This is a genomic window from Pseudoflavonifractor sp. An85 (genome assembly GCF_002161235.1).
GTDB lineage: Bacteria > Bacillota > Clostridia > Oscillospirales > Oscillospiraceae > Enterenecus.
Genome location: NZ_NFHE01000017.1, coordinates 35043 through 56752, shown reverse-complemented (window position 1 = coordinate 56752; position 21710 = coordinate 35043). Strand labels below are relative to the sequence as shown.

Below are 21710 nucleotides of genomic sequence, written 5' to 3'. Positions count from 1 at the left end.
AAGAAAGGACCCCAGTTATGAAAATCAAACTTGCAACAGCCCAGGACATTGATGCCTGGATGGCACTGGTGGAACAGGTCAGAGATGTATTCCCCGGCTTGGAGACCGCCCAAGCCATGGAGGAACACAGGGCCACAGTCTTGCGCTTCATGGAAACCTCTTCCGCCATCTGTGCCATGGGGGATGGACAAATGGCAGGGATTTTACTGTTCTCCAGAGAAGCAAGTGAGCTGTGCTTCCTGGCGGTAGACCCAAACTACCGGAGACAACACATTGCCCAGAAGCTGGTGGCCTCTATGCTGACACAAATGGAGGAAGGAAAAGACATTTCCCTCATCACCTACCAAGAGAATGATCCCAATGGACAAGCTGCCCGGGCCTTCTACAAGCGTCTGGGTTTTTCCGAGGGTAGACTGACCAAAGGATTCGGCCACCCTGCTCAGGAGTTTATCTTAAAGCGATAAAACATGCCAGGGGCCGTTGCAAACCTGAAGTTTTGCAACGGCCCCTGGTTGTTTTACCTTCTATTATTCCCCAAATTGGAGCGTGATAGTAGGCTCGTCAATGGTGGTATATCCTTCTTGGATCTCGAACCCCACCTCGATTTCCTGTACATCGGAAGCGGAAGTGATTTGATTTTCATCCAGAGAAGACTCCTGGAGCCGGATCACCAGCGCGGCAGATTCCCCGTTTTTCAACTCCTGGCTATCGCAATAGTAGTCGGTCATAAAGCCGTTCACGGAGAGAGAATCGTACGCATCATCCAGGGTCAGAGTCTTTCCACTGTTGTTCTCTGCCAGCATCAGCACAAACAAGTCTCCACTGTCCTTTTGCTCCTGGACGCTCTTGGCCACGATACGCAGACCGTTGCTGTTGTAGACTTCCTTGCCAGAGGCATCAAAAGTTGCATTCCCATCGGGAAGGGTGATCTCCACGGGGACTTTCTCCCCAATCTCCACTTCATCCTCATTATACTGTCCCAGAGACAGGGAGACCGCGCCGACACCTGTCATTCCATATTCACTCCAATAAGCCTGGTCCAAGACAGAGGAAAGTCTCACATTCATGATGCCGCACTTGCCGGGGTAGATGCCTATCCCGGCCTCATTGGAACTGCTCAGCTTCAACCCGTTGAGTCCCAGGTCAGACAGAACTACATAAACCATACTGTCTGTGGTATTCTCCAACTCCAACAGCAGCATATCCTCCCCATCCCGGCGCATCATACCGCTGGACAACATCTTCACACCGTTTTGCTCATAGAGGGCATCCTGGGAGAACTGGAGCATTTCATACCCATAGGTGTTCTGGGCTGCCTGGCTGGCGATGGTTGCCTGGTAATGGTTCGTCTCGTAGTCGTGGCTATCATAGATGGAGGTTTTCAGCTGCCGGGGGCCTGAATAAGTGTGGTTGTAGTCATCGTCCGACATGTCAAACCCAATCTCCAGATCTGCGATCTCGTCGATGCCGTACAGCATCAGGGTATCATAGCTGAATTGGATAGTGTCGTTGGCCTTCTTTCCATTAGCCACATCGCAGTTCAAATACCCCTCCTCCACCATGTAGCCATTGACAGAGTTACAGCTGTACCCAATGGAGCCGCTGACGAAAGATAAATCCTTTCCGCTGTTGTTCTCGATGGTAAGGCCCACTTCCACGGAGTAATTGGTGTAGGTCAAGCCGGTGGCGGTAATTTTTACGCCACCCTCGTCCACCATCACCGTCTCATCTAAGGTGGCAGTCTTGTTAAACAGGCCCAGTGTCTCATTGGTGTTCTCTGGGGCTTCACTGGCCGGGGCGCTGCTTTCGCTGGACGGCTGATTCCCGTTCGAGCCGCCACAGGCGGTCAGCGTACTCAGCATGGCCAGCACCAGCAGTGCAGACATCAGTTTTGTTTTCATGTGTTTTCCTCCTTTTGATTGATATGCATGGAATGCGATGATGCGAACACCGATCCACGGATTACAGGGCTGCTATGTATTCCCTTGCCTGCCGTATCAGCTCCTGCAAATCCATCTGTTTTTCTTCCAATGCCAAGATTTTTGCCTGAAACGCCTCCTTCTTGATGGAATCGTCGGCATCCATTAGCTCTTTGATTTCCCTCAACCGGAACTCCATTCTCTGATAGAACCGGATGAGCCGGATCCGCTCCCGCTCCGTCTCCCCATAGAGCAGATACCCGTATTTGTTTTTCCCGGCTGGGGCCACCAGCCCCGCTTTTTCATAGCCTTGCACCGTACGCCGGGAAATCTTCAGTTCGGCGCACATTTGGCGCAATGTTTGTTCCATTTCCATACCTCCTCACCGTAAAACTGCACGCTGCGTGCAGTCAAGGGCTTGACGCAAAATCGCTTTCCATAAGAGGACTTGCAAATTTCGCGTGGGGAGATACGTATAAAAAAGAACGGCACTCAACGATAAAGTCCAGCGCCATCCAAATACTCTAGTTTCCTCTATACTCCTTATGACAGCTCTGCTGTCCAATAAAAGCTATTCTTTGTTACGGCGACGCACTCCTGCGCCTCCCCTATCCATCCTCTGGCTTTTCATATACACTAATCCAATCCCCCCCATACGCAGTAAACAACGGATGGAATGAACGAGAACAAGCAGCACGGGTAACCACATTCAAAGAAATCACATATTTTATGAACAAACATCCTTGATTTTGTAAACATTAGCACTCTCTGCTTGACAGTGCTAATCCATGGTGGTACAACATAATTGTTCCAAAAAGAGGGGCCACAAAGGTTCCTCTCGCAGGGCATAAGGAAATGACATGATTGGAGGAATGACTTATGTTGCCCAGCATTTTTGGTGAGAATTTGTTCGATGATTTCTTTGGTGATGAGTTCCGGATGTTCCCCATGTGGAACGGACGCGACCCCCTATATGGCAAGCACGCTAAGAACCTGATGAAGACCGACGTGCGAGAAACCGACGACACCTATGAGGTGGATGTGGACCTGCCTGGGTTCAAGAAGGATGAGATCCAGGTGGATCTGAAGAATGGTTACTTGACCATCTCCGCTGCCAAGGGATTGGATAAGGACGAGGAGGACAAGAAGGGTAAATACATCCGTCAGGAGCGTTACGCCGGCGTTTGTAGCCGTAGCTTCTATGTGGGCGATGTGGAACCCAAAGATGTGTCCGCCAAGTATGAGGACGGCATCTTGAAGCTGTCTCTACCCAAGCAGCCCAAGAAGGAACTTCCCAAGAGTTCCACCATCGCCATTGAATAACGCAAATCAGGCCCCCCGGCTAAGCCGGGGGGCCTGATTTCTACTATCTCGCCAAATAATCCCGCAAACGCTCCAAAAACAACTCTGATGCCTTGGAAAACACCCGGGATTTTTTCCACACCAGGTACATGCCCATTTCCAATCTGGGTCGCAAGGGACGAAAGCACAAATTGCTGCCTTTGGTATTGACCAGTTTATCCAAGGTAAAGGCATACCCCATCCCCTCGTCCACCATCAGAGACGCATTGTAAATAAGGTTGTAGGTAGCCACCGTGTTCAACTCCTCCGGCTCCTTCCCCAGCCAGCGGTACAGCCCGCTTTTGTTGTCCACCTGTCTGGACAAAATCAGCGGTTTTCCCCACAAGTCCTGGGGGGAAACCGTGTCCTGTGCGGCCAAGGGACTGGTGTCAGGCATCAAAACACCCCAAGTATCCTTCATGGGCAGTTCCAAGTAGTGGTACTTCATTTTGTCTATGTCTCCCAGAAGCACCCCAAAATCCAAAAGTCCCTGGTCCAACCCCTCGCACACGTCCCCAGCATCGCCGCTGACGATGTGGAAGCAGATACCCGGGCAGCTCTCTTGCAGCTGGTGGGCTGCACGAATGATGGGACGCATGCCGTCCGTCTCCCCAGTGCCAATGTACACATCCCCGGTGACGCTTTCCTCCGACTGCATGACTTCCCGCTCCGTACGCTTGACCAGCTCCAAAATCTCCTCCGCCCGCTTGCGCAGCCGCACGCCGTCTTCCGTCAGAGTGATCTGCCGGTTTCCTCGGATCATCAGTTGCTTGCCCAGCTCCTCCTCCAGTTCCTTGAGCTGTCTGGACAAGGTGGGTTGGGTGAGGTGTAAAGACTGAGCCGCCGCAGAAATGTTCTGTTCTCGGGCCACTGCCAAAAAATATTCCAGCACTCGAAGCTCCATGTCCTCACCTCCTGTTACCCGCATGATACCACAAAACAGCTATAGCTTTCAAGCATAGCAAAACATACTGCATAGGCATTTGCTATTTGTCGTTCATGGGAGTAAAATAAAGCTATCTTATGTTGTGTCAGGAGTTTCCCATGAATTTAGAAGCATTTTTGGACCACCTCAATGGCGGAAAGACCGTAGTTGGAGGCAGCGATGCCCACCAATTCATGCACTTGGTCAGCCAAGAGGCTCTGCGCATTACCGCTCAAATCAACACCGGCTACCACGAGCCTCAAGAGCTGCGCACCCTGTTCTCCCAGCTTATTGGAAAGCCCGTGGATGATAGCTTCGGGCTGTTTCCACCTTTCTATACCGACTGTGGCAAAAATATCACCATTGGCAAGCATGTTTTCATCAATATGGGATGTAAGTTTCAAGACCAGGGCGGCATTACCATCGGAGATGGCTCTCTGATCGGCCACAATGTAGTGCTGGCAACTTTGAATCACGCCATGTCTCCCCAACACCGCAGCGACATGATCCCTGCCCCCATCCACATCGGGAAGAATGTCTGGATCGGCTCCAACTCCACCATTCTCCCAGGCGTCACCATCGGAGACGGAGCCATTGTAGCCGCCGGAGCCGTGGTCAACAAGGACGTAGCAGCCAACACCCTGGTGGCTGGCGTGCCCGCTAAAGTCATTCGAACCATCAGCGAGGAGGAAGACACATGAAAAAACGCGTTTTAGTTCTTTCCACCAGCCTGCGCCCCCACAGCAATTCCCATCTGCTGGCCCAGAAGTTTGCGCAGGGCGCCCAGGAGGCTGGGCACCAAGTGGAACTCATTTCTCTCCAAGGCAAGGACATTCGCTTTTGCCAGGGCTGTTTGGCCTGCCTGAAAACCCACCGGTGTGTCATTCAAGATGACGCCAACGCCATTGTGGAACGCATGGCAGAGGCAGACGTGATCTGCTTTGCCACTCCGGTCTACTATTACGAGATGGCTGGTCAGATGAAAACCCTGCTGGATCGAGCCAATTCCCTCTACACCTCCGACTACAACTTCCGGGACATCTATCTGCTCACCGCCTCGGCTGAGGAGGAGGACAGCGCCTCAGATGGTCCTATCCACGGTCTCAATGGCTGGATCGCCTGCTTTGAGAAAGCCAGACTGGCTGGCGTGGTGCGCGGTGGCGGCGCCGATGCCCCTGCTACCATCTCCGCAGATAAACAGGCTGAAGCCTATCAGCTGGGCAAACAGCTTTAAATCCATACACTTTACAAACACAGGGAGGCTCGCAAAATTGCGTGCCTCCCTGTGTTGCTTTCATGCATCCAGATGTTCCATGGATTTTCCCGTCTTTTGCTCCAGAAAACTGCAAAAGCTGTCTACCGAGCCCCCTTTGAGCTGACTTTTTTGATAGACCTGGCCATGATTTTTCCCCATGGCAAAGATAATGTATTCTTTGGTGTCCACCAGCCGAAGAATTTTATCATACCCCCACCGTGTGGACGCTCCCGCGATCTTACACTCGTAATAATCCGGGTAAAAGCTGGTGCTGCACAGTTCCGTGCCTGGCAGCGCACGCTTCTTGGCCAGCCAAGCCCGGAGAGAGTCACGGCGGAACTGCAGCATCAACATCAAAACCACTGCGGCCAGATTGGCCACACGAAGTGGAAGGCTCTCCTGGGGGTTGAGCAGCGCAAACACCCCCAGTGCCGTCACCAACCACCCCACGATCCACCATCGTCGAGAAGATTTCTTCAAGACGGTCTTGCGCAAAGCTCTTGCCATGGCTGTCAAGGCAGCCTGATCGTAAATGGTATGACAGGTGTAATGCATATCCATCCTCCCAACCTTCTTGATTTTATTTACATTATACCAAATTTTATCCAGAGAACCAAGCAAAAAGTCCTTAAGAAAATTTAAAATCTCTTATTTTCTATTGACAAATCACCAATCCTCCTGTATCTTGTTTTTAGAATAATTCTAAAAATGAGTGTTGTCTATGACCAAGTATCCCAAGCAAATTCTTCAAATCATTCAGACCTCTCGGGACCACCTGACCGCAGAACAAATCTTCCAAGAACTCAAGCAAATCTATCCCGCTGTGGTGCGTGCTACCGTGTATAACAACCTTCACAAATTGTGGGAGTCTGGTGCCATCCGCAAGGTAGTGCTGGAAGGTCAGCCAGACCGCTACGACCGCCTGGAGCGCCACGATCACTTGGTGTGTAAAGAGTGCGGAAGGCTGTCCGATGTGACCCTCAGCGACCTGACCCGACAACTGGAGGAACAGCTGGGCATGCCCATTCTGTCCTACGATTTAAAGATGACCTACTTGTGCGAGGCATGTAAAAACAAACAAAAGGAGGAACGGACTTGAACACGAATCATCATCTTCCCCTCTCCGTGCGCGTCCCCATTGAAACGGACAACCCCAGCATCCTCCGCATTGAGGAAAAATGCGTCAAGTGTGGCATGTGTAAGCAGGTATGCACCCAGAGCATGGGTGTCCTTGGCACATACTCCCTGGATCAGACCGGTGGACGAGCCATCTGCATTTACTGTGGCCAGTGCGCCAACGTCTGTCCCACCGACAGCATCATCGAGCGCTATGAATATCCCCTGGTGCAAAAGGCGGTGGCCGATCCGGACAAAATCGTGATTGTCACCACCTCTCCCGCGGTGCGGGTAGCTCTGGGCGAGGAGTTCGGGCTGGAGCCAGGCACCTTTGTGGAGGGTCAGATGGTGGCCCTTCTCCGAGCTCTGGGCGCAGACTATGTGCTGGACACCAACTTCGCCGCGGACCTGACCATCATGGAAGAGGCCGGCGAGCTGGTGGAGCGTCTCACCCATCACACTGCTCCCCTACCCCAGTTCACCAGCTGCTGCCCCGCCTGGGTGCACTTCACCGAAACCTACTATCCCCACCTGCTGCCCCACCTGTCCTCTGCCAAAAGTCCCATTGGGATGCAGGGCCCCACCATTAAAACCTACTTTGCGGAAAAGATGGGGCTGGACCCCACGAAAATCGTCAACGTGGCACTCGCCCCCTGTACGGCCAAGAAGTTTGAGATTCGTCGGGAGGAAATGCATGCCGCTGCTGACTATCACGGCATAGAGGGCATGCGGGATATGGACCATGTGGTCACCACCCGGGAACTGGCCCGTTGGGCCAAGGAGGCCGGAGTGGATTGGAGCAAGCTGGAGCCCAGTTCCTATGACTCCCTCATGGGTCAGGCCTCGGGTGCCGGTGTCATCTTCGGAAACACCGGCGGCGTGATGGAGGCCGCTCTGCGCACCGCTTATGAGCGGCTCACCGGTGAGCCTGCCTCCGATGCTCTTCTCCATCTCCAGCCTGTGCGTGGATATGAGGGCATCCGAGAGGCCTCCCTGACTGTAGGGGAACACCAAGTCAACGTGGCGGTGGTGTATGGCACCGCCAACGCTCGTACCTTCCTGGAAGAGATGGAGAAGTCGGGTAAACCCTATCACTTCGTGGAGGTCATGGCTTGCCCCGGTGGCTGCATCGGCGGCGGCGGACAGCCCAAGGACTTCTCCCGCAACCCCAACGAAACCCGCCAGAGCCGCATTGCCGGTCTCTATCGCCGGGACGAGGCTTTGACCCTTCGGAAAAGCCATGAGAACCCGGAAATCGTGCAAGTATATGAGCAATTCTACGGCCAGCCCCTGAGCGAGCGCGCCGAGAAGATACTACATACCAGCTATCAAAATTACAGCCATGTGTTACATGGGAAAGGAGACAACAGTATGAGTAAATGGGTATGCAAAGTATGCGGTTACGTCCACGAGGGTGACTCCCTCCCCGAAAATTTCGTTTGCCCTGTGTGCAAGCAGCCTGCCTCCGTCTTTGAGAAGGTGGAGGAGGAAGCCCCCAAGTCCACCAATAAGTATGCCGGCACCCAGACCGAAAAGAACCTGATGGCCGCCTTCGCCGGTGAGTCTGAGGCTCGCAACAAGTACACCTACTTCGCCTCCGTGGCTAAGAAGCAGGGCTTTGAGCAGATCTCCGCTCTGTTTACCAAGACGGCCGACAATGAGAAGGAGCACGCCAAGCTGTGGTTCAAGGAGCTGGGCTTGCTGGGCGACACCGCCCAGAACCTGCTCCACGCCGCTGAGGGCGAGAACTACGAGTGGACCGACATGTACGACGGCTTCGCCAAGACCGCCGAGGAGGAGGGCTTCCCCGAGCTGGCCGCCAAGTTCCGTCTGGTGGCTGCCATCGAGAAGCACCATGAGGAGCGCTATCGCGCCCTGTTGCACAACGTGGAGACTGCCCAGGTGTTCGCCCGCAGCGAAGTGAAGATTTGGGAGTGCCGCAACTGTGGCCATCTGGTGGTGGGTACCGCCGCTCCCGAGGTCTGCCCCACCTGCAACCATCCTCAGAGCTTCTTCGAGATCAACTGCGAGAACTACTAAGCATTCCTTTGGGGGCGGCAAATTGCCGCCCCCAAAAAATTTTGAGTTTTTTGAAAATTCCTCTTGCATTTTGAAATAAGCTGTGCTATGATGTCATAGTTCCGATCCGATCCGGGTGTGGCGAAGTTTGGTATCGCGCTTGACTGGGGGTCAAGAGGCCGCAGGTTCAAGTCCTGTCACTCGGACCATGCAGAGTATTCGTAACAACTACGAGTACTCTGCTTTTTTCTTGTCTCGAAATGAACCTGCGGCCTCTTGGTGCCGTCAGGCACTTTAAATCCGCCGCTTTATGGCGTACAGAGCGTAAGCTCTGGGGGCCATTGGTTCAAGTCCTGTCACTCGGACCAGAAAAATACCGTCGACGTTTTGTCGACGGTATTTTTTTGCTTTGTAGCGCTGGTTGAACCTGCGGCCTTTTGCATTCAAATCCGCCGCCCTATGGCCTCCAGAGCATAGCTCTGAGGGCCATAGGTTCAAGCCCTGTCACATCGTGGGAGCAAACTCCACTCCAAAACAAACCTACGACCTCACATAACAACAAAGGCCTTCCGTGAGGAAGACCTTTGTTGTTATATTACTCATCATGTTTCAACAGTCATACGCCTGGTACCACTCCCCGTGGAGCGCCGCACCGCATTGTCCTGGAACCGGAACACGCTGGGCACATGGCGGGACTGGGTAAACTCAAACATCACGCCTTGGCTGTTGTACACCTGGTTGCTCACCACTGCCACGCAGTTATACTCTCCCAAATCCAGCCATTTCTCATCGGCGGGGGTCACCGGTTCCACGGTAATGGTACGCTTACTGGTGACGATCACCATGCCCAGCTCCTCCTCCAGGTAGCGATACAAGGACCCCTGGGCAATCTCTGCGGTCAGGTCCGGCATGCAGTCCACCCGCAAATAGCTGTGGTTGAGAATGATGGGCTTCCCGTCCATCTCATGGACACGACTGAGGGAAAATAGCTCTGTCCCCACGGGAAATCCCGTCAGCAGAGAGACGGTGACTCCCGCCACGCACTTCTCCAGCCGTACCACCCGGGTGGTGGTGCGCTGCCCCGTCCGTCGGGCGGTCTCCCGAAAGGACTCGATGGTGCCCATGGTGTAGGAAGAGCGTTCAATGGGCTGGAAGATGTTGCACACACCCTTTCCCTGGCTGGTCTGCACATACCCATCCCGTACCAGCTCCGCAATGGCACGGCGCACCGTGTTGCGAGAACAGGCAAACTCGCCGATCAGCGTATTCTCTGAGGGCAACAGCTGGCCCACAGGATAAACCCCAGATTCAATGCGTTCCTTTAGGGTTGCGTAAATTTGGGTGAACTTTTCTCTCGGCATAGCTTCTCCACCTTGTTGTATCATGGCTTTATCTTTTAAAGATACTATTCCAGGCATCTTTTGTCAACCTCCAGGGTACCTACCACAGCGATTTGTGTATCTGCCCAAAAAAGTGCCTTTCGGTTTATGGTCTTTGTCAGGTTGACTTGTTTAAACAAGTGTTGTATCGTATAGTCAATCAGGAATCCGGGAGAACACGCCCCAAGGTTCCCCGGTGTAGAAGGAGGATGGGCACATGTCAAAATATCAAGGAGATGTACAGGCCTTGTTGGCCCACATCGGCGGAAAGGAGAACATCCAAGCCGTCTCCCATTGCATGACCCGCATGCGGTTCGTGCTGGTGGATCCCAACAAGGCGGACACCGCCAAAATTGAGGAAATTCCATCTGTGAAAGGAACTTTCACCCAGGCCGGACAGTTCCAGGTCATCATCGGTAACGACGTAGCGGTCTTTTACAAGGAATTCACCGACTACGCCGGCATTGAAGGGGTGAGCAAGGACGCGGTGAAAGCTGCCGCCAAGTCCAACCAGTCCCTCATTCAGCGAGCTGTGGGCACTCTGGGCGAAATCTTCGCCCCCATCATCCCCGCCCTCATCTGCGGCGGTCTGATTTTGGGCTTCCGCAACATCATCGGTGAAATCAACTTTTTTGAAAACGGCACCATGAGCCTGGCGGACACCTCCCAGTTCTGGGCCGGCGTGTACAGCTTCCTGTGGCTCATCGGCGAGGCCATCTTCCACATGCTCCCCGTTGGCATCTGCTGGTCCATCTCCAAGAAGATGGGCACCACCCAGATTCTCGGCATCATTCTGGGCCTGACCTTGGTCTCTCCCCAGCTGCTCAACGGCTTTTCTGTGGCCACCGCCACGGAAATTCCCGTTTGGGACTTCGGCTTTGCCCAGGTGCAGATGATCGGCTATCAGGGCCAGGTCATTGCCGCCATGCTGGCGGGCTTTGTGCTGGTGTACCTGGAGAAGGTTTTGAAAAAGATCTGCCCGGAAGTCATCAGCATGATTATGGTACCCTTCTTCTCCCTGGTACCTGCGGTCATCATCGCCCACACCATTGTAGGCCCCATCGGCTGGGCCATTGGCGACGCCATCGCCTCGGTGGTGTACGCCGGTCTCACCTCCCCCGTGCGCTGGCTGTTTGCCGCCGCCTTCGGTCTGTTCTACGCCCCCATCGTTATGACCGGTCTGCACCACATGACCAATGCCATCGACACCCAGTTGGTAAATCTGTACGGCGGCACCATTTTGTGGCCCATGATTGCCCTGTCCAACATCGCCCAGGGCTCCGCAGTGCTGGCCATGTCTGTCCTGCAGCGCAAGAATGAACGGGCGCAGCAGGTGAACATCCCCGCCTGTATCTCCTGCTATCTGGGCGTCACCGAGCCCGCCCTGTTTGGCGTGAACATGAAGTACGGCTTCCCCCTGGTATGCGGCATGATTGGCTCCGGCCTGGCCGCCGTCATCTCCATCGTCACCGGCTCGGAGGCCTATTCCATCGGCGTGGGCGGCCTGCCCGGCATTTTGTCCATCAAGCCTCAGTTCTATCTCACCTTCCTGCTGGCCATGGCCGTGGCCATTGTGGTGCCCTTCCTGCTGACCTATGTGGTGGGCAAGCGCAAGCTGGACGCCGCCACTTTGGGTACCAATCAAGAGGCCGCTCCCGCTCCCACCCAGGAGATCCCCGCTGACACCGTCCGCGACATCAAGGCCCCTCTCTCCGGCCGCGTCATCCCCATGGAAGAGATTCCCGATCCCGTGTTCTCCCAGGGCGTCCTGGGCCAGGGTGTGGGCATTGAGCCCATTGACAACGTGGTGATAGCTCCTGCAGACGCCACCGTATCCACCGTCATCGCCGACAGCAAGCACGCCTGTGGCCTACTCTTAGATAACGGCGTGGAGCTGCTCATCCATGTGGGTATGGACACCGTGTCCATGGGTGGCGACGGCTTCCAGCTCCATGTCAAGGAGGGGGACCGGGTGCGCACCGGCGACAAGCTCATTACCTTTGATCCGGAGAAAATCCGTGCCGCCGGACACCCCACCACCACAGCCTTTGTCATCACGGAACCGGGCTCGGTTCGCTTCGCCTTCCACATTGGACTGGATGCCCAGGCTGGAAAAACCGCTATCATCACCATGGAATGAGGAATCAACTATGAAAGACTTTCGCAACAGCGTGGTATATCAGATCTATCCCAAGTCCTTTCTGGATACCAATGGGGACGGACTGGGCGACTTGCGAGGCGTGACTGCCAAGCTGGACTACCTGCAAACCCTGGGTGTAGACTACATTTGGCTCACCCCCTTCTTCGTCTCTCCCCAAAACGACAACGGCTACGATGTGGCGGACTACCGGGCCATTGACCCTCGGTATGGCACCATGGCCGACTTCGAGGAACTGGTAGCACAGGCCGAGGTCCACAACATCCGCATCATGCTGGACATGGTGTTCAACCACACCTCCACCTACCACCAGTGGTTCCAGAAGGCCCTGGCCGGGGACCCGGTGTACCAGGACTACTACATTTTCCGCCCCGGCAAGCCCGATGGCACCCCGCCCACCAACTGGGAGAGCAAGTTCGGCGGCAACGCCTGGGAATATGTGCCCCAGCTGGGCAAATACTACCTCCACCTCTTTGACAAGACCCAGGCAGATTTGAACTGGGAAAACCCCGCCGTGCGGAAAGAAGTCCAGGACATCGTCTGCTTCTGGATGAGCAAGGGCGTCAAGGGGTTCCGCTTCGACGTGGTGAACCTCATCAGCAAGGGCGAGTACGCCGACGACTTCCAGGGGGATGGCCGCTGCTTCTACACCGACGGCCCCCGCATCCACGAGTTTCTGCACGAGCTGAACCAGGAGAGCTTTGGCCAGGATCCGGAGATCATCACTGTGGGCGAGATGTCCTCCACCTCCATGGAAAACTGCTTCCGCTATGCCGGGGCAGACTGCGGCGAGCTGTCCATGGTCTTCTCCTTCCACCACCTGAAGGTGGACTTTATGGGCAACGACAAGTGGGTGCTGGTGCCCACTGACTTCGGTAAACTCAAAGATATTCTCTTCTCCTGGCAGGAAGGCATGGCCGCCCACAACGCCTGGAACGCCGTGTTCTGGTGCAACCACGACCAGCCCCGGGTGGTGTCCCGGTTCGGCGACGAGGGCACCTACTGGAAGGAATCCGCCAAGATGCTGGCCAACATCGTCCACGCCATGCGGGGCACCCCCTACATCTACCAGGGAGAAGAGCTGGGTATGAGCAACGCCAACTTCACCTCCCTGGACCAGTACCGGGACGTGGAGAGCCTCAACCACTACCAGATTCTCCGGGACAAGGGTATGAGCGAGGAGAGCGTGTACAACATCCTCAAGGTGCACTCCCGGGACAACAGCCGCACCCCCATGCAGTGGGATGCCACTGCCCAGGGCGGCTTCACCACCGGGGAACCCTGGATTTCGGTGAACCCCAACACCGCCACCATCAACGCCCAGGCCCAGGTGGAGGACAAAGACTCCATTTTCGCCCACTATCAGGCCCTCATCCGCCTGCGCCATACCTACGACGTGTTCGCCCAAGGGGACTTCTCTCCCCTCACTCCCGACCACCCCGCCGTACTGGCCTATCAGCGCAAAATTCCGGGCCAGGAGCTCATCTGCGTCAACAACTTCTACCCCAAGGAGTGCGTGTGGAAGGCTCCCGTAGAGCTGGATGGCTACCAGGTGCTGCTGTCCAACTACTCGGACAGCGCCCCTCAGAGCGAGTGGCAGCTGCGGCCCTACGAGTCGGTGCTGCTGCTGAAAGAGTCCCACTAAGACCACTTATCCCCACCAGCCGTCCACCTATCCCATAGCTCTATACAGCCCCCTTTCCCTCTGGTATTCTAAAGATACCAAGGAAAGGGGGCATCGTTATGAAAACCTGGAATCCCAACACCAACCGCATATTGTTCCGGCTGCTCTGGGTGACGGCGGCGGTATATGCCGTGGTCTTTGTCTCCGCCTTTTGGGACTTGCCCATCGACATCCCCGTCTGGCACCAGGCTCTTCTCATCTATTTCCACTTTATCCCCATGTTCCTGTTGCAGCTGGTGCTGTGCCGCACCCGCTCCACCCCGGTGTGCATTCTCCTCCCCCTGGGCATCCTGGCTGGGGTAGGTCTGGTGTGGCTCTGCCTCACCCAATGGACGCTCTTGGGCTTGGTCCTCTTTGGCTACTGGTGCATCGCCCCGGTGATGGGCTGCTTCGTGGCCTGGGTAGTTTACTGTGCAGGATATCTGCTGGGCTACCGACGGGTCTAACCACACAAAACGCATGGGCGTACGGCCTTTCACGGCCGTCCGCCCATGTGTTTATTCTTCCAGGGCCAGAGAGGCCTGGAGCAATTTCTTGGTATACTCGTGCTGGGGGTTGTCATAGATGTCATCCACGCTCCCCTGCTCCACAATCTCCCCCTGGTACATCACCGCCACCCGGTCGCAGATCTGATAGACCACCGCCAGGTCGTGGGAAATGAACAGGTAGGACAGACGGAAGGTTTCTTTCAAGTCCACCAACAGCTGGAGAATCTGGGCCTGCATGGTCACGTCCAGGGCAGACACAGGCTCATCCAGCACAATGAGGCGGCTGCCGCCAATGAGGGCGGCGGCAATGGCCACACGCTGGCGCTGGCCGCCGGAGAGCTGGGAGGGACGGCGGGAGTAGTGCTCCTCCCCCAAGCCCACCTGCCGCAGCATGTCAATGGCCTGGGTCCTGCGCTCCTGTTTGTCCTTCACCCCCAGCACCCGCAGGGGCTCCTCCAAAAACCAGCCCACCGACTTGGCGGGGTTCAGGGAACCGTAGGGGTCCTGGAACACCATCTGAGGCCGGAAGGCGTTGACCTCCAAGGTGCCCTGGGTGTCCTTCACCACCCCCAACAGACACTTGGCCAAGGTGGATTTGCCAGAGCCGGACTCCCCCACAATGCCCAGCACTTCGCCGGGGTCCAGGGTGAGGGAGACGTTGCGCAGCACCTGCTTGCGCTCCTTACCCTTTCCATAGTAGCTGTTGAGGCCCTGGATGTTTACCATTGGTTTCTCAGCCATGGCTACCACCTGCTTTCAGTTTGGTTCGGGTGGGGCGGGAGGCAATGAGCCGCCGGGTGTAGCTCTGCTGAGGGTGGTAGAACACCTGCTCCACATCCCCCGCCTCCACAATCTTCCCTTGCTGCATCACCACCACGTGGTGGCACAGGGCGCGAATAACCCCCAGGTCGTGGGAGATAAACAAAATAGCGATGCCCTCTTTCCGGTTGATCTCCTTGAGCGTGTCCAGAATCTGTGCCTGGATGGTCACATCCAGGGCAGTGGTGGGCTCGTCGGCGATAAGCAGCCGGGGCCGCAGCACCAGAGCGGCGGCAATCATCACCCGCTGGCGCATACCGCCGGACAGCTGATGGGGGTACTGGTGGTAGAGCGCCTCCGCCTGAGGAAGCCCCGCGAGCGCCATGGCCTCCAGCGCCCGGGCCTTGCGCTCCTTGGGGGACATCTTGGTGTGGATGCGCAGAGCCTCTTCCACCTGGGGCCCAATCTTCATGGTGGGATTCAAGCTGGTCATGGGCTCTTGGAAGATGATGGACAGCTCTTTGCCCTGGTAGGCCCGCATCTGACTGCGGCTTAAATCCAGCAGCTCCACCCCGTCAAAGCAGATGGAGCCGGAGACCTGCACCTGCTTGCGGTCCAGCAGTCCCATGATGGCGTGGGCCGTCATGGACTTGCCCGAGCCGGACTCCCCCACAATGCCGATGACCTGTCCCTCCTCCACAGTAAGGGAAAAGTCCTTTACAGCTTCAAAGTGGCCCTGGGCATGGGGGAACGCGATGTTCAAATGATTGATTTCCAGCATCATGCACGCATCCTTTCCCGCAGGCCCTCGCCCAGCATACTCACGCCCAAAATGGTGAGCACCACCACCAGAGCAGGGCCTAGCATACACCAGGGAGCGGTAAACCACACACTCTGGGCCTCGTTGAGCATCCGGCCCAAGCTCACGTCCGGGGCGGTGACGCCGATACTCAAATAGCTCATGGATGCCTCAGCCAGCACCGCATTGTTAAAGCCGATGGTCAGCCCCGACAGCAGCACCGGCCAGGTATTGGGCAGAATATGCACATACAGAATCCGCCACTTGGGTACGCCCATGAGCTGGGCGGAGCGCACAAAGTCCCGATCCCGGAACTTGAGAAACTCCCCCCGCACCTGTCGGGCATAGCTGGGCACAAACAACACCCCCAACGCCCCAATGACGTTGTACTTGCCGGGGCCGATCACCGCCAGTACCACCAAGGCCAGCAGCACACTGGGAAAGGCAGCCAGAGCGTCGCACACCCGCATGACCAGGGCGTCCAACGCCCCGCCGAAATAGCCACACAGAGAGCCGATGAGAAGGCCCAGGCCGAAGCCGATGACCAGCACTGCCAAGGCGATCACCAAGGTGCTGCCCGCTCCCTCCAGGGTACGGGAGAGGATATCCCGCCCCATCTGGTCACACCCAAAGGGGTGGGCCAGGGAGGGTGGGGCATATTTGCTGGTGGCATCAAAGGCGGTGGGCTCATAGGGGGTCCAGAAAAAGCCCGTCACCGCAAAGGCCAACATGGCCACGGTGAGCACGCCCCCCAGTCTGGCATACCAATTTTTCCGTCTCATATCCTCACCGTCCTCTCAGTCTGGGGTCCATCACCCGATAGAGCAGATCGGCGGCAAAGTTGCTCACCACCACAATGGTAGCAATCAGCAGCACGATCACCTGCACCACCGGATAGTCCCGGTTGCCAATGGAGGTGACCAGCATTTTACCCAGGCCGGGGATGCCGAACACCTGCTCCACCACGATGGAGCCGGCCATAATATCCGCCACCGTCATGGCCAGGAAGGTCACCACAGGAATCATGGCGTTACGCAGCACATGCCGCCACAGCGCCGAGGTCTTGGAGTTGCCCTTGCTGTACGCTGTGCGGATATAGTCCTGGCCCAACTCACTGAGAATGGAGCCGCGCAGCAGCTTCACCGTCATGGCAGACCGGGGCAGCGCCACCGCCAGGGCCGGGAAGAACATGTATCCCAGAAAGCTCCCCCACCCCATGGCCGGGGTGACAATAGCTCCGGGCTGGAAGAGCCGCAGCACCAGACCAAAGACGTACACCAGCAACAGACCGGCCACAAAGTTAGGCACGGACATGGTGATCTGGTTGAGCACCGTCAGCACGCGATCCACCACGCCTCCCTCATACCGGGCCGCCAAAATCCCCAGAGGCAGAGAGATGACCACAATGAGCACAAAGGACATCACCGCCAGGGTGGCAGTATAGCTGATGCAGGTGGACAACAACTGTCCCACCGGCATGGCGTAGTTATAGGATTCCCCCAAATTCCCCGTCAGCAGTCCCCCCAGCCAGTGGAGATACCGCTGCCAAATGGGCAGATCCAGCCCCAATTTTTCCCGCAGGGCAGCCACTTGGTCCGCCGTGGCCTCCACGCCCAAAATAGAGGACGTGGGGTCGCCGGGTATGATGGAAAAGGCCACAAAGGCCAGAATGGTTACCAAAAGCAGCGTTCCCACCAGCAGCAACAGCCGTTTGGCCAGGGTTTTCATCATCTTCTCTCACCTCTTCGAAAAAGGGGCCGCTGCGCGGCCCCTTTTTTCATCCCTTACTTGTAGTAAATGGTGCTCATGTCCAGCACATAGGTGGCGTAGAAGGTCACGCCGTCCAAAGCCGGGTTCAAAGCCACCAGATCGCACAGATCCTGAATCCACAAGCTGGCAGCCTCCTCATTGAGGATGGTCTGGGCCTGCTTGTACAGCTGGGTCTGCTCGTCGGCATCCAACGTGGACAGGGCTTTGTCCATCACTTCGTCGTACTCCTCAGACTGGAAGTTGATGAAGTTCTTCTGGTGGTCGCTGACATACCGCTCCAGCATCTCCCGGCCGGTCATGTCGCTGGCCGCAATGCCACACACGGTGGACTCAAAGTTGCGGCCCCGGTACACATCGCTGACCCAGCTCTCCCACTCGATGGGATTGAGCTTAGCAGTGATGCCCACCTGAGACAGCTGCTGCATCAGCACCTCGGCAGTCTCCACGTGCTGGGTGTAGTTGGAGGGTACCGTGATGGTCATGGAAAAGCCGTTGGGATAGCCAGCTTCCGCCAACAGTTCCTTGGCCTTGTCCAAGTTTTGCTGGTAGTTGTCCGCCAGCTCGGGCATAAAGTACTTGGTGTAGGCGGGGTACATGCTGGTGCCAGTGGCCACACCGTCCCCGTTGCTCACCAGTTCGATGATCTCAGGCACGCTGATGGCGTAATACATGGCCTGACGCACCCGCACGTCGTCAAAGGGCTTGACGTCGTTGTTCAGGTACAGCGCCTGCACCAGCTTCATGGTATCCTGGAGCACGGTGAACTGCCCTTCCACCTGGCTGCGCACCGAGTTGGGCAGGTGAATGACCATATCCAGAGTGCCGCTTTGCAGGCCCATGACCAAAGTATTCACATCGGTGATGATGCGGAAGGTCACCTGGTCCAGCTTGGCCCCCTCGCCCCAGTACCCGTCAAACTTCTTCATCACCATACTCTGCTGAGGGGTGTAGGAGACAAAGGAGAAGGGGCCGGTGCCAATGGGATCGGTGGCAATGGTGGCCCCGGAACCGGCGGGAATGATGGCAGCGGTCATAGAGTTGATAAACTCCAGACTGGCCTGCTTCAAGGTCACCGTCAGATGGGTGTCGTCCACCGTCTCAAAGCCCGTTACATTAGAAAACGCCGAAATCAGAGGCGTTCCATTGTTCTCTGACCCGGCGCAGCGTTCCAAGGAGTATAACACGTCTTCCATGGTGACTGCATTGCCGTTGTGGAACTTCACACCCTCCCGCAACGTAAAGGTGTATGTCAGTCCATCGTCGGAAACCGTGTAGTCACTGGCAACAGCGGGAATGACTCCGCCGTCAGGGCTGGCTTTCACCAGACCTTCAAAGACGTTGAACAGCACTTCACTGGTCCCTGCAGCAACCGCCGCGTGGGGATCAAGACTGTCCAAATCCTGTGCGATACCTACCGTGACTGAGTTTCCTTCGGATAACTCGCCCGTTTGTGCAGATGCGGGCTGGGTGGTGCCAGGGTCCGTATTTCCTGTACAGCCGTACAGTGAAACCGGCAGCATGACCGCAGCCAACAGCAGCAAAAGGGCCCGTTTTGCAAACTTGGGCATTTTGCTTCTTCCTTTCTTTTCTGCCTTTCTCGCAACTGTATTCAGTTGTCCGCTTCATTCTACCACATAGGAAGATAATTGCAAGGATTTTCTTGCACAATTTATGTGGCGCAGGGAGCTTCCCTGCGCCACAAATTGCCCTTTATTGCATTTGAAGATAGATTTTTTCCACATCTGCACTGCCGTCTCCCACCAGGTACATGGTACCATTCTCCATGGTGACAAGCAGCCATGGACCCGTGCGGGGATCCATGCACAAGGTGAGTTTGTCATAGGCATTGCTCTGGTATCGGCCCTTGAGCACCGTGTCCATGGCGGTACCGGCAATGCGCCGCAACCCCGCAGGCTCCTCTTGGAGCAGCTGCACCTGGGCCACATCCTCCAGGGATATCTCGTAATCATCCCAGCCGTGTTTGGCCTCCAAAGTGGTCTCCGTGAGGGTGAGGGTGACAGGGCTTTGCTCCTCCGCCATCAACCATACACCCCACAGGGGCAGAAGCAACATCATCACGGCGGTAGCTCCCAAAATGATTCGACCGCTTTTCTTGGCCAGATTCACCGTGGTATTCATACCGATGCGGTTATTGACCACCAGATGGGTGTCGTTGGGGTCATAGTAGAACATGCCCCAAATCCACTTTTCGTCCTCGTCCACATAGTAGTCCCGTCCGCTCTGGGCGGTGAGCCGCTCCTGTTGGTGGCGCAGGTGGAACTCCAGCCCCACCGCCAACACCAGAAACACCACTGTCAAAGCCAACATCACCAGCAGTCCCCACACCGGCTGGTCCAGAGACAGCCACATGGCCAGGTTGACCCCCGCCATAAACCAGCTGCCCCACACCCAGCTGCGCCGCCAAGCCCGCCTGCGAAGGCGGGTGAGGGTCTGGGTCAGGGTCTCGTTTTCATCCACCGTCTCCGCCCGACGGCGCATGGCCCACCGGTACAAAGCCCAGAACAGCAGCACACACACCGGGCCGGTGAGGAACATGGCGGTCATCAGCCAATCCTGCTGCACGATGCCCCACACCAGGGGTACCAAGCTCACCGCCAGAGGAAGCAAAAATTGCACCGGAGAGATGTGCTTTTCCTGCTGGGCCGCAGCGGTGAGGTTCACCACCCGGGTGCGGGGCACCTCCGGGTACCAGCCCTGCTCTTTTTTCAGCGCCTTAAGTTTTTTGTGGTACTTCACGTAGGGAATAAACGGCAATACCATGGCCACATCAATCCAAATGAGCCATATGGTCAGCGACAGCCCCGTAGACATGGGCAAAAGCACCAGCACCACCACCGATACCAACAAGCCCAGACAGGTCCACCGCAGAGTGCGGCGGAACTTCGTGAGCAACTCCACCGTCTGGGGGTGGGTGCGTCCCACGTAGGGCAACGTGACCCCCAGGGCAATGTTCTTTTTAAACTTGGTCTCGTTGTTGAGCTGCCAAAACATCAACGGTATGATGATGATTCCACACGCCCAAAGAATCAACCGCACGATCATGGTCACCCCTCCTGTTCATATAGCTGCTCACACAGCTCCAACACCTGTTCCCGGCTCCATCCGGCCACACGCAGCTCAGACAGGGCCAGCTCCAACCGTTTGCGAGTCTGTTCCGGTACGGTTTGGGTGCCCTCCCGGGGACTCACCACGGTGCCGCTTCGCCGGTCGGTGGTGATATACCCCTCCTGTTTCAGCAGCTGGTATGCCTTGCTCACTGTCATCATGTTCACCCCAGCCTCATCGGCCAAGGCCCGCACTGTGGGCAACTTCTCCCCTGGGGATAGGCTGCCCTGGGCAATGCCCAACACAATCTGATCCCGAATCTGCTGGTAAATGGGTCGCTCACTGTTGAAATCCAATTGCAGCAGCATGAGGGTTCACCGTCCTCTCTTTGTCTTGTTTGTATTATAGATTGTAATACAAGAGATATAAAAAGTCAACCCCTCGCGGGGTTGACTTTGCATCCCATTCAGCGGAGCTCTATGGGGTATGTTCCTCATTTGACACTATACCTACGCCCCACAGGGCCATCAGAACCAGCACCAGCACAGACAAAACCGGGGAAATCATGTTCTTCCATTTCATACGGTTCACCCCAAAATCAAAAAAGGTATTATGCTTACCGTGTACAGATCCTACAATCAGTGTACCAGAAGTTCCAGCCCCGGTCAATGGAAACAGCCCTCTGACCTCCACCAGGCCAAACGCCGCCCTTGTGCAAAGGGGGCTGTCAGCCGTCCGGCTGACGGAGGGATTGTTCTTCTCAACATCCTAGTTCAGGCTTGCCAGCCTGGTGGGGACGCTTCCCGCTGGGGGTTCCTTTTGCTCGGTCAAAAGGAACCAAAACCCGCTTAGGGCGTTCCCCCCTAAGGACCTCCCTGGGGTACTGGAATGTACGTGCGTCAAGGCTATAGTCGGCCCGTCACTCCTGCTGTGGCTCCTGTTTGTACCACCACACCAAGTTACTCTGGGCAGCTGGCCCTATAGCTGGGCGGTTTCCCCGTCCGGGCCTAGTCTGGTGTGTGCGGCGTTCCC

At 56.2% G+C, this 21710-nt stretch carries 21 protein-coding genes and 1 tRNA gene; 10 read left to right on the top strand and 12 right to left on the bottom strand.

Going from position 1 to position 21710, the window contains the following annotated elements; translation table 11 throughout:
- Positions 1 to 17 precede the first annotated feature (17 nt).
- Positions 18 to 464 carry an N-acetyltransferase gene (locus tag B5G37_RS09230; RefSeq protein WP_087256701.1) on the top strand — a complete coding sequence of 149 codons (447 nt, stop codon included), beginning with the start codon at positions 18 to 20 and terminating at the stop codon, positions 462 to 464.
- 63 nt (positions 465 to 527) lie between these two features.
- Here B5G37_RS09230 and B5G37_RS09225 read toward each other — a convergent pair whose 3' ends face one another.
- Both B5G37_RS09225 and B5G37_RS09220 read right to left on the bottom strand, forming a co-directional pair.
- Positions 528 to 1901 carry a catabolite control protein A gene (locus tag B5G37_RS09225; protein ID WP_087256698.1) on the bottom strand — a complete coding sequence of 458 codons (1374 nt, stop codon included), beginning with the start codon at positions 1899 to 1901 and terminating at the stop codon, positions 528 to 530.
- 61 nt (positions 1902 to 1962) lie between these two features.
- Positions 1963 to 2289 carry a MerR family transcriptional regulator gene (locus B5G37_RS09220; RefSeq protein WP_158099382.1) on the bottom strand — a complete coding sequence of 109 codons (327 nt, stop codon included), beginning with the start codon at positions 2287 to 2289 and terminating at the stop codon, positions 1963 to 1965.
- Between the two features lie 509 nt (positions 2290 to 2798).
- Between B5G37_RS09220 and B5G37_RS09215 the strand changes: the two genes are divergently transcribed.
- On the top strand, positions 2799 to 3242 hold the full coding sequence (locus tag B5G37_RS09215) for an Hsp20/alpha crystallin family protein (protein WP_087256694.1): 444 nt from the start codon (positions 2799 to 2801) through the stop codon (positions 3240 to 3242).
- A 43-nt stretch (positions 3243 to 3285) separates the two neighbouring features.
- Here the strand turns inward: B5G37_RS09215 and B5G37_RS09210 are convergent, their stop codons facing one another.
- On the bottom strand, positions 3286 to 4164 hold the full coding sequence (locus B5G37_RS09210) for a LysR family transcriptional regulator (RefSeq protein WP_087256692.1): 879 nt from the start codon (positions 4162 to 4164) through the stop codon (positions 3286 to 3288).
- A 140-nt stretch (positions 4165 to 4304) separates the two neighbouring features.
- Between B5G37_RS09210 and B5G37_RS09205 the strand changes: the two genes are divergently transcribed.
- Both B5G37_RS09205 and B5G37_RS09200 read left to right on the top strand, forming a co-directional pair.
- Positions 4305 to 4886, top strand: coding sequence for a sugar O-acetyltransferase (locus B5G37_RS09205; RefSeq protein ID WP_087256690.1), 582 nt, complete (start codon positions 4305 to 4307; stop codon positions 4884 to 4886).
- Positions 4883 to 5419, top strand: a complete 537-nt coding sequence (locus tag B5G37_RS09200; protein ID WP_087256689.1) for a flavodoxin family protein — start codon at positions 4883 to 4885, stop codon at positions 5417 to 5419. Before B5G37_RS09205 ends, B5G37_RS09200 begins: the two co-directional genes overlap by 4 nt.
- Before the next feature lie 60 nt (positions 5420 to 5479).
- Here B5G37_RS09200 and B5G37_RS09195 read toward each other — a convergent pair whose 3' ends face one another.
- Positions 5480 to 6001 (bottom strand): YcxB family protein, encoded by a 522-nt coding sequence (locus tag B5G37_RS09195; protein WP_143482909.1) that lies wholly within the window; start codon positions 5999 to 6001, stop codon positions 5480 to 5482.
- Positions 6002 to 6161: 160 nt separating this feature from the next.
- Between B5G37_RS09195 and B5G37_RS09190 the strand changes: the two genes are divergently transcribed.
- The 3 genes from B5G37_RS09190 (at position 6162) to B5G37_RS09180 (ending at position 8784) form a co-directional block, all read left to right on the top strand.
- Positions 6162 to 6539 carry a transcriptional repressor gene (locus B5G37_RS09190; RefSeq protein WP_087256686.1) on the top strand — a complete coding sequence of 126 codons (378 nt, stop codon included), beginning with the start codon at positions 6162 to 6164 and terminating at the stop codon, positions 6537 to 6539.
- Positions 6536 to 8596, top strand: a complete 2061-nt coding sequence (gene rbr / locus B5G37_RS09185) for a rubrerythrin (protein WP_242962852.1) — start codon at positions 6536 to 6538, stop codon at positions 8594 to 8596. Before B5G37_RS09190 ends, rbr begins: the two co-directional genes overlap by 4 nt.
- 111 nt (positions 8597 to 8707) lie before the next feature.
- Positions 8708 to 8784 (top strand) — tRNA-Pro (locus tag B5G37_RS09180).
- A 393-nt stretch (positions 8785 to 9177) separates the two neighbouring features.
- Here B5G37_RS09180 and B5G37_RS09175 read toward each other — a convergent pair.
- Complete coding sequence (locus B5G37_RS09175; protein WP_087256683.1) at positions 9178 to 9936, bottom strand: UTRA domain-containing protein; 759 nt, start codon at positions 9934 to 9936, stop codon at positions 9178 to 9180.
- Between the two features lie 235 nt (positions 9937 to 10171).
- Between B5G37_RS09175 and treP the strand changes: the two genes are divergently transcribed.
- From treP to B5G37_RS09160, 3 genes are all read left to right on the top strand, one after another.
- Positions 10172 to 12094 (top strand): PTS system trehalose-specific EIIBC component, encoded by a 1923-nt coding sequence (gene treP / locus B5G37_RS09170; protein WP_087256681.1) that lies wholly within the window; start codon positions 10172 to 10174, stop codon positions 12092 to 12094.
- A gap of 10 nt (positions 12095 to 12104) precedes the next feature.
- On the top strand, positions 12105 to 13757 hold the full coding sequence (gene treC / locus B5G37_RS09165) for an alpha,alpha-phosphotrehalase (protein WP_087256679.1): 1653 nt from the start codon (positions 12105 to 12107) through the stop codon (positions 13755 to 13757).
- A 98-nt stretch (positions 13758 to 13855) separates the two neighbouring features.
- The gene (locus tag B5G37_RS09160; protein WP_087256677.1) at positions 13856 to 14242 is read left to right on the top strand and encodes a hypothetical protein; all 387 of its coding nucleotides are present in this window, start codon (positions 13856 to 13858) and stop codon (positions 14240 to 14242) included.
- A 51-nt stretch (positions 14243 to 14293) separates the two neighbouring features.
- Here the strand turns inward: B5G37_RS09160 and B5G37_RS09155 are convergent, their stop codons facing one another.
- The 7 genes from B5G37_RS09155 to B5G37_RS09125 all read right to left on the bottom strand — a co-directional run bounded on the left by B5G37_RS09155 (position 14294) and on the right by B5G37_RS09125 (position 21046).
- Positions 14294 to 15025: an ABC transporter ATP-binding protein gene (locus tag B5G37_RS09155; RefSeq protein WP_087256675.1), complete on the bottom strand. Its 732-nt coding sequence runs from the start codon at positions 15023 to 15025 to the stop codon at positions 14294 to 14296.
- The gene (locus tag B5G37_RS09150) at positions 15018 to 15827 is read right to left on the bottom strand and encodes an ABC transporter ATP-binding protein (RefSeq protein WP_242962850.1); all 810 of its coding nucleotides are present in this window, start codon (positions 15825 to 15827) and stop codon (positions 15018 to 15020) included. The genes B5G37_RS09155 and B5G37_RS09150 overlap by 8 nt, the downstream gene beginning before the upstream one ends.
- A complete protein-coding gene (locus B5G37_RS09145) occupies positions 15824 to 16624 on the bottom strand; it encodes an ABC transporter permease (RefSeq protein ID WP_087256670.1) in 801 nt (266 codons plus the stop codon). The genes B5G37_RS09150 and B5G37_RS09145 overlap by 4 nt, the downstream gene beginning before the upstream one ends.
- A 4-nt stretch (positions 16625 to 16628) precedes the next feature.
- The gene (locus B5G37_RS09140; protein ID WP_343229705.1) at positions 16629 to 17573 is read right to left on the bottom strand and encodes an ABC transporter permease; all 945 of its coding nucleotides are present in this window, start codon (positions 17571 to 17573) and stop codon (positions 16629 to 16631) included.
- A gap of 53 nt (positions 17574 to 17626) precedes the next feature.
- Entirely contained in the window at positions 17627 to 19180 is a 1554-nt protein-coding gene (locus tag B5G37_RS09135; RefSeq protein ID WP_087256668.1) for an ABC transporter substrate-binding protein, read from the bottom strand.
- Between the two features lie 142 nt (positions 19181 to 19322).
- Positions 19323 to 20675, bottom strand: coding sequence for a hypothetical protein (locus tag B5G37_RS09130; protein ID WP_087256666.1), 1353 nt, complete (start codon positions 20673 to 20675; stop codon positions 19323 to 19325).
- A gap of 2 nt (positions 20676 to 20677) precedes the next feature.
- On the bottom strand, positions 20678 to 21046 hold the full coding sequence (locus tag B5G37_RS09125) for a GntR family transcriptional regulator (protein WP_087256664.1): 369 nt from the start codon (positions 21044 to 21046) through the stop codon (positions 20678 to 20680).
- Positions 21047 to 21710: the final 664 nt, after the last annotated feature.

Excerpts from the sequence above, each read along its gene's own strand:
- B5G37_RS09230 (WP_087256701.1), top strand. The coding sequence starts at position 18 with ATGAAAATCAAACTTGCAACAGCCCAGGACATTGATGCCTGGATGGCA.
- B5G37_RS09225 (WP_087256698.1), bottom strand. The coding sequence starts at position 1,901 with ATGAAAACAAAACTGATGTCTGCACTGCTGGTGCTGGCCATGCTGAGT.
- B5G37_RS09220 (WP_158099382.1), bottom strand. The coding sequence starts at position 2,289 with ATGGAACAAACATTGCGCCAAATGTGCGCCGAACTGAAGATTTCCCGG.
- B5G37_RS09215 (WP_087256694.1), top strand. The coding sequence starts at position 2,799 with ATGTTGCCCAGCATTTTTGGTGAGAATTTGTTCGATGATTTCTTTGGT.
- B5G37_RS09210 (WP_087256692.1), bottom strand. The coding sequence starts at position 4,164 with ATGGAGCTTCGAGTGCTGGAATATTTTTTGGCAGTGGCCCGAGAACAG.
- B5G37_RS09205 (WP_087256690.1), top strand. The coding sequence starts at position 4,305 with ATGAATTTAGAAGCATTTTTGGACCACCTCAATGGCGGAAAGACCGTA.
- B5G37_RS09200 (WP_087256689.1), top strand. The coding sequence starts at position 4,883 with ATGAAAAAACGCGTTTTAGTTCTTTCCACCAGCCTGCGCCCCCACAGC.
- B5G37_RS09195 (WP_143482909.1), bottom strand. The coding sequence starts at position 6,001 with ATGGATATGCATTACACCTGTCATACCATTTACGATCAGGCTGCCTTG.
- B5G37_RS09190 (WP_087256686.1), top strand. The coding sequence starts at position 6,162 with ATGACCAAGTATCCCAAGCAAATTCTTCAAATCATTCAGACCTCTCGG.
- B5G37_RS09175 (WP_087256683.1), bottom strand. The coding sequence starts at position 9,936 with ATGCCGAGAGAAAAGTTCACCCAAATTTACGCAACCCTAAAGGAACGC.
- treP (WP_087256681.1), top strand. The coding sequence starts at position 10,172 with ATGTCAAAATATCAAGGAGATGTACAGGCCTTGTTGGCCCACATCGGC.
- treC (WP_087256679.1), top strand. The coding sequence starts at position 12,105 with ATGAAAGACTTTCGCAACAGCGTGGTATATCAGATCTATCCCAAGTCC.
- B5G37_RS09160 (WP_087256677.1), top strand. The coding sequence starts at position 13,856 with ATGAAAACCTGGAATCCCAACACCAACCGCATATTGTTCCGGCTGCTC.
- B5G37_RS09155 (WP_087256675.1), bottom strand. The coding sequence starts at position 15,025 with ATGGCTGAGAAACCAATGGTAAACATCCAGGGCCTCAACAGCTACTAT.
- B5G37_RS09150 (WP_242962850.1), bottom strand. The coding sequence starts at position 15,827 with ATGATGCTGGAAATCAATCATTTGAACATCGCGTTCCCCCATGCCCAG.
- B5G37_RS09145 (WP_087256670.1), bottom strand. The coding sequence starts at position 16,624 with ATGAGACGGAAAAATTGGTATGCCAGACTGGGGGGCGTGCTCACCGTG.
- B5G37_RS09140 (WP_343229705.1), bottom strand. The coding sequence starts at position 17,573 with ATGATGAAAACCCTGGCCAAACGGCTGTTGCTGCTGGTGGGAACGCTG.
- B5G37_RS09135 (WP_087256668.1), bottom strand. The coding sequence starts at position 19,180 with ATGCCCAAGTTTGCAAAACGGGCCCTTTTGCTGCTGTTGGCTGCGGTC.
- B5G37_RS09130 (WP_087256666.1), bottom strand. The coding sequence starts at position 20,675 with ATGATCGTGCGGTTGATTCTTTGGGCGTGTGGAATCATCATCATACCG.
- B5G37_RS09125 (WP_087256664.1), bottom strand. The coding sequence starts at position 21,046 with ATGCTGCTGCAATTGGATTTCAACAGTGAGCGACCCATTTACCAGCAG.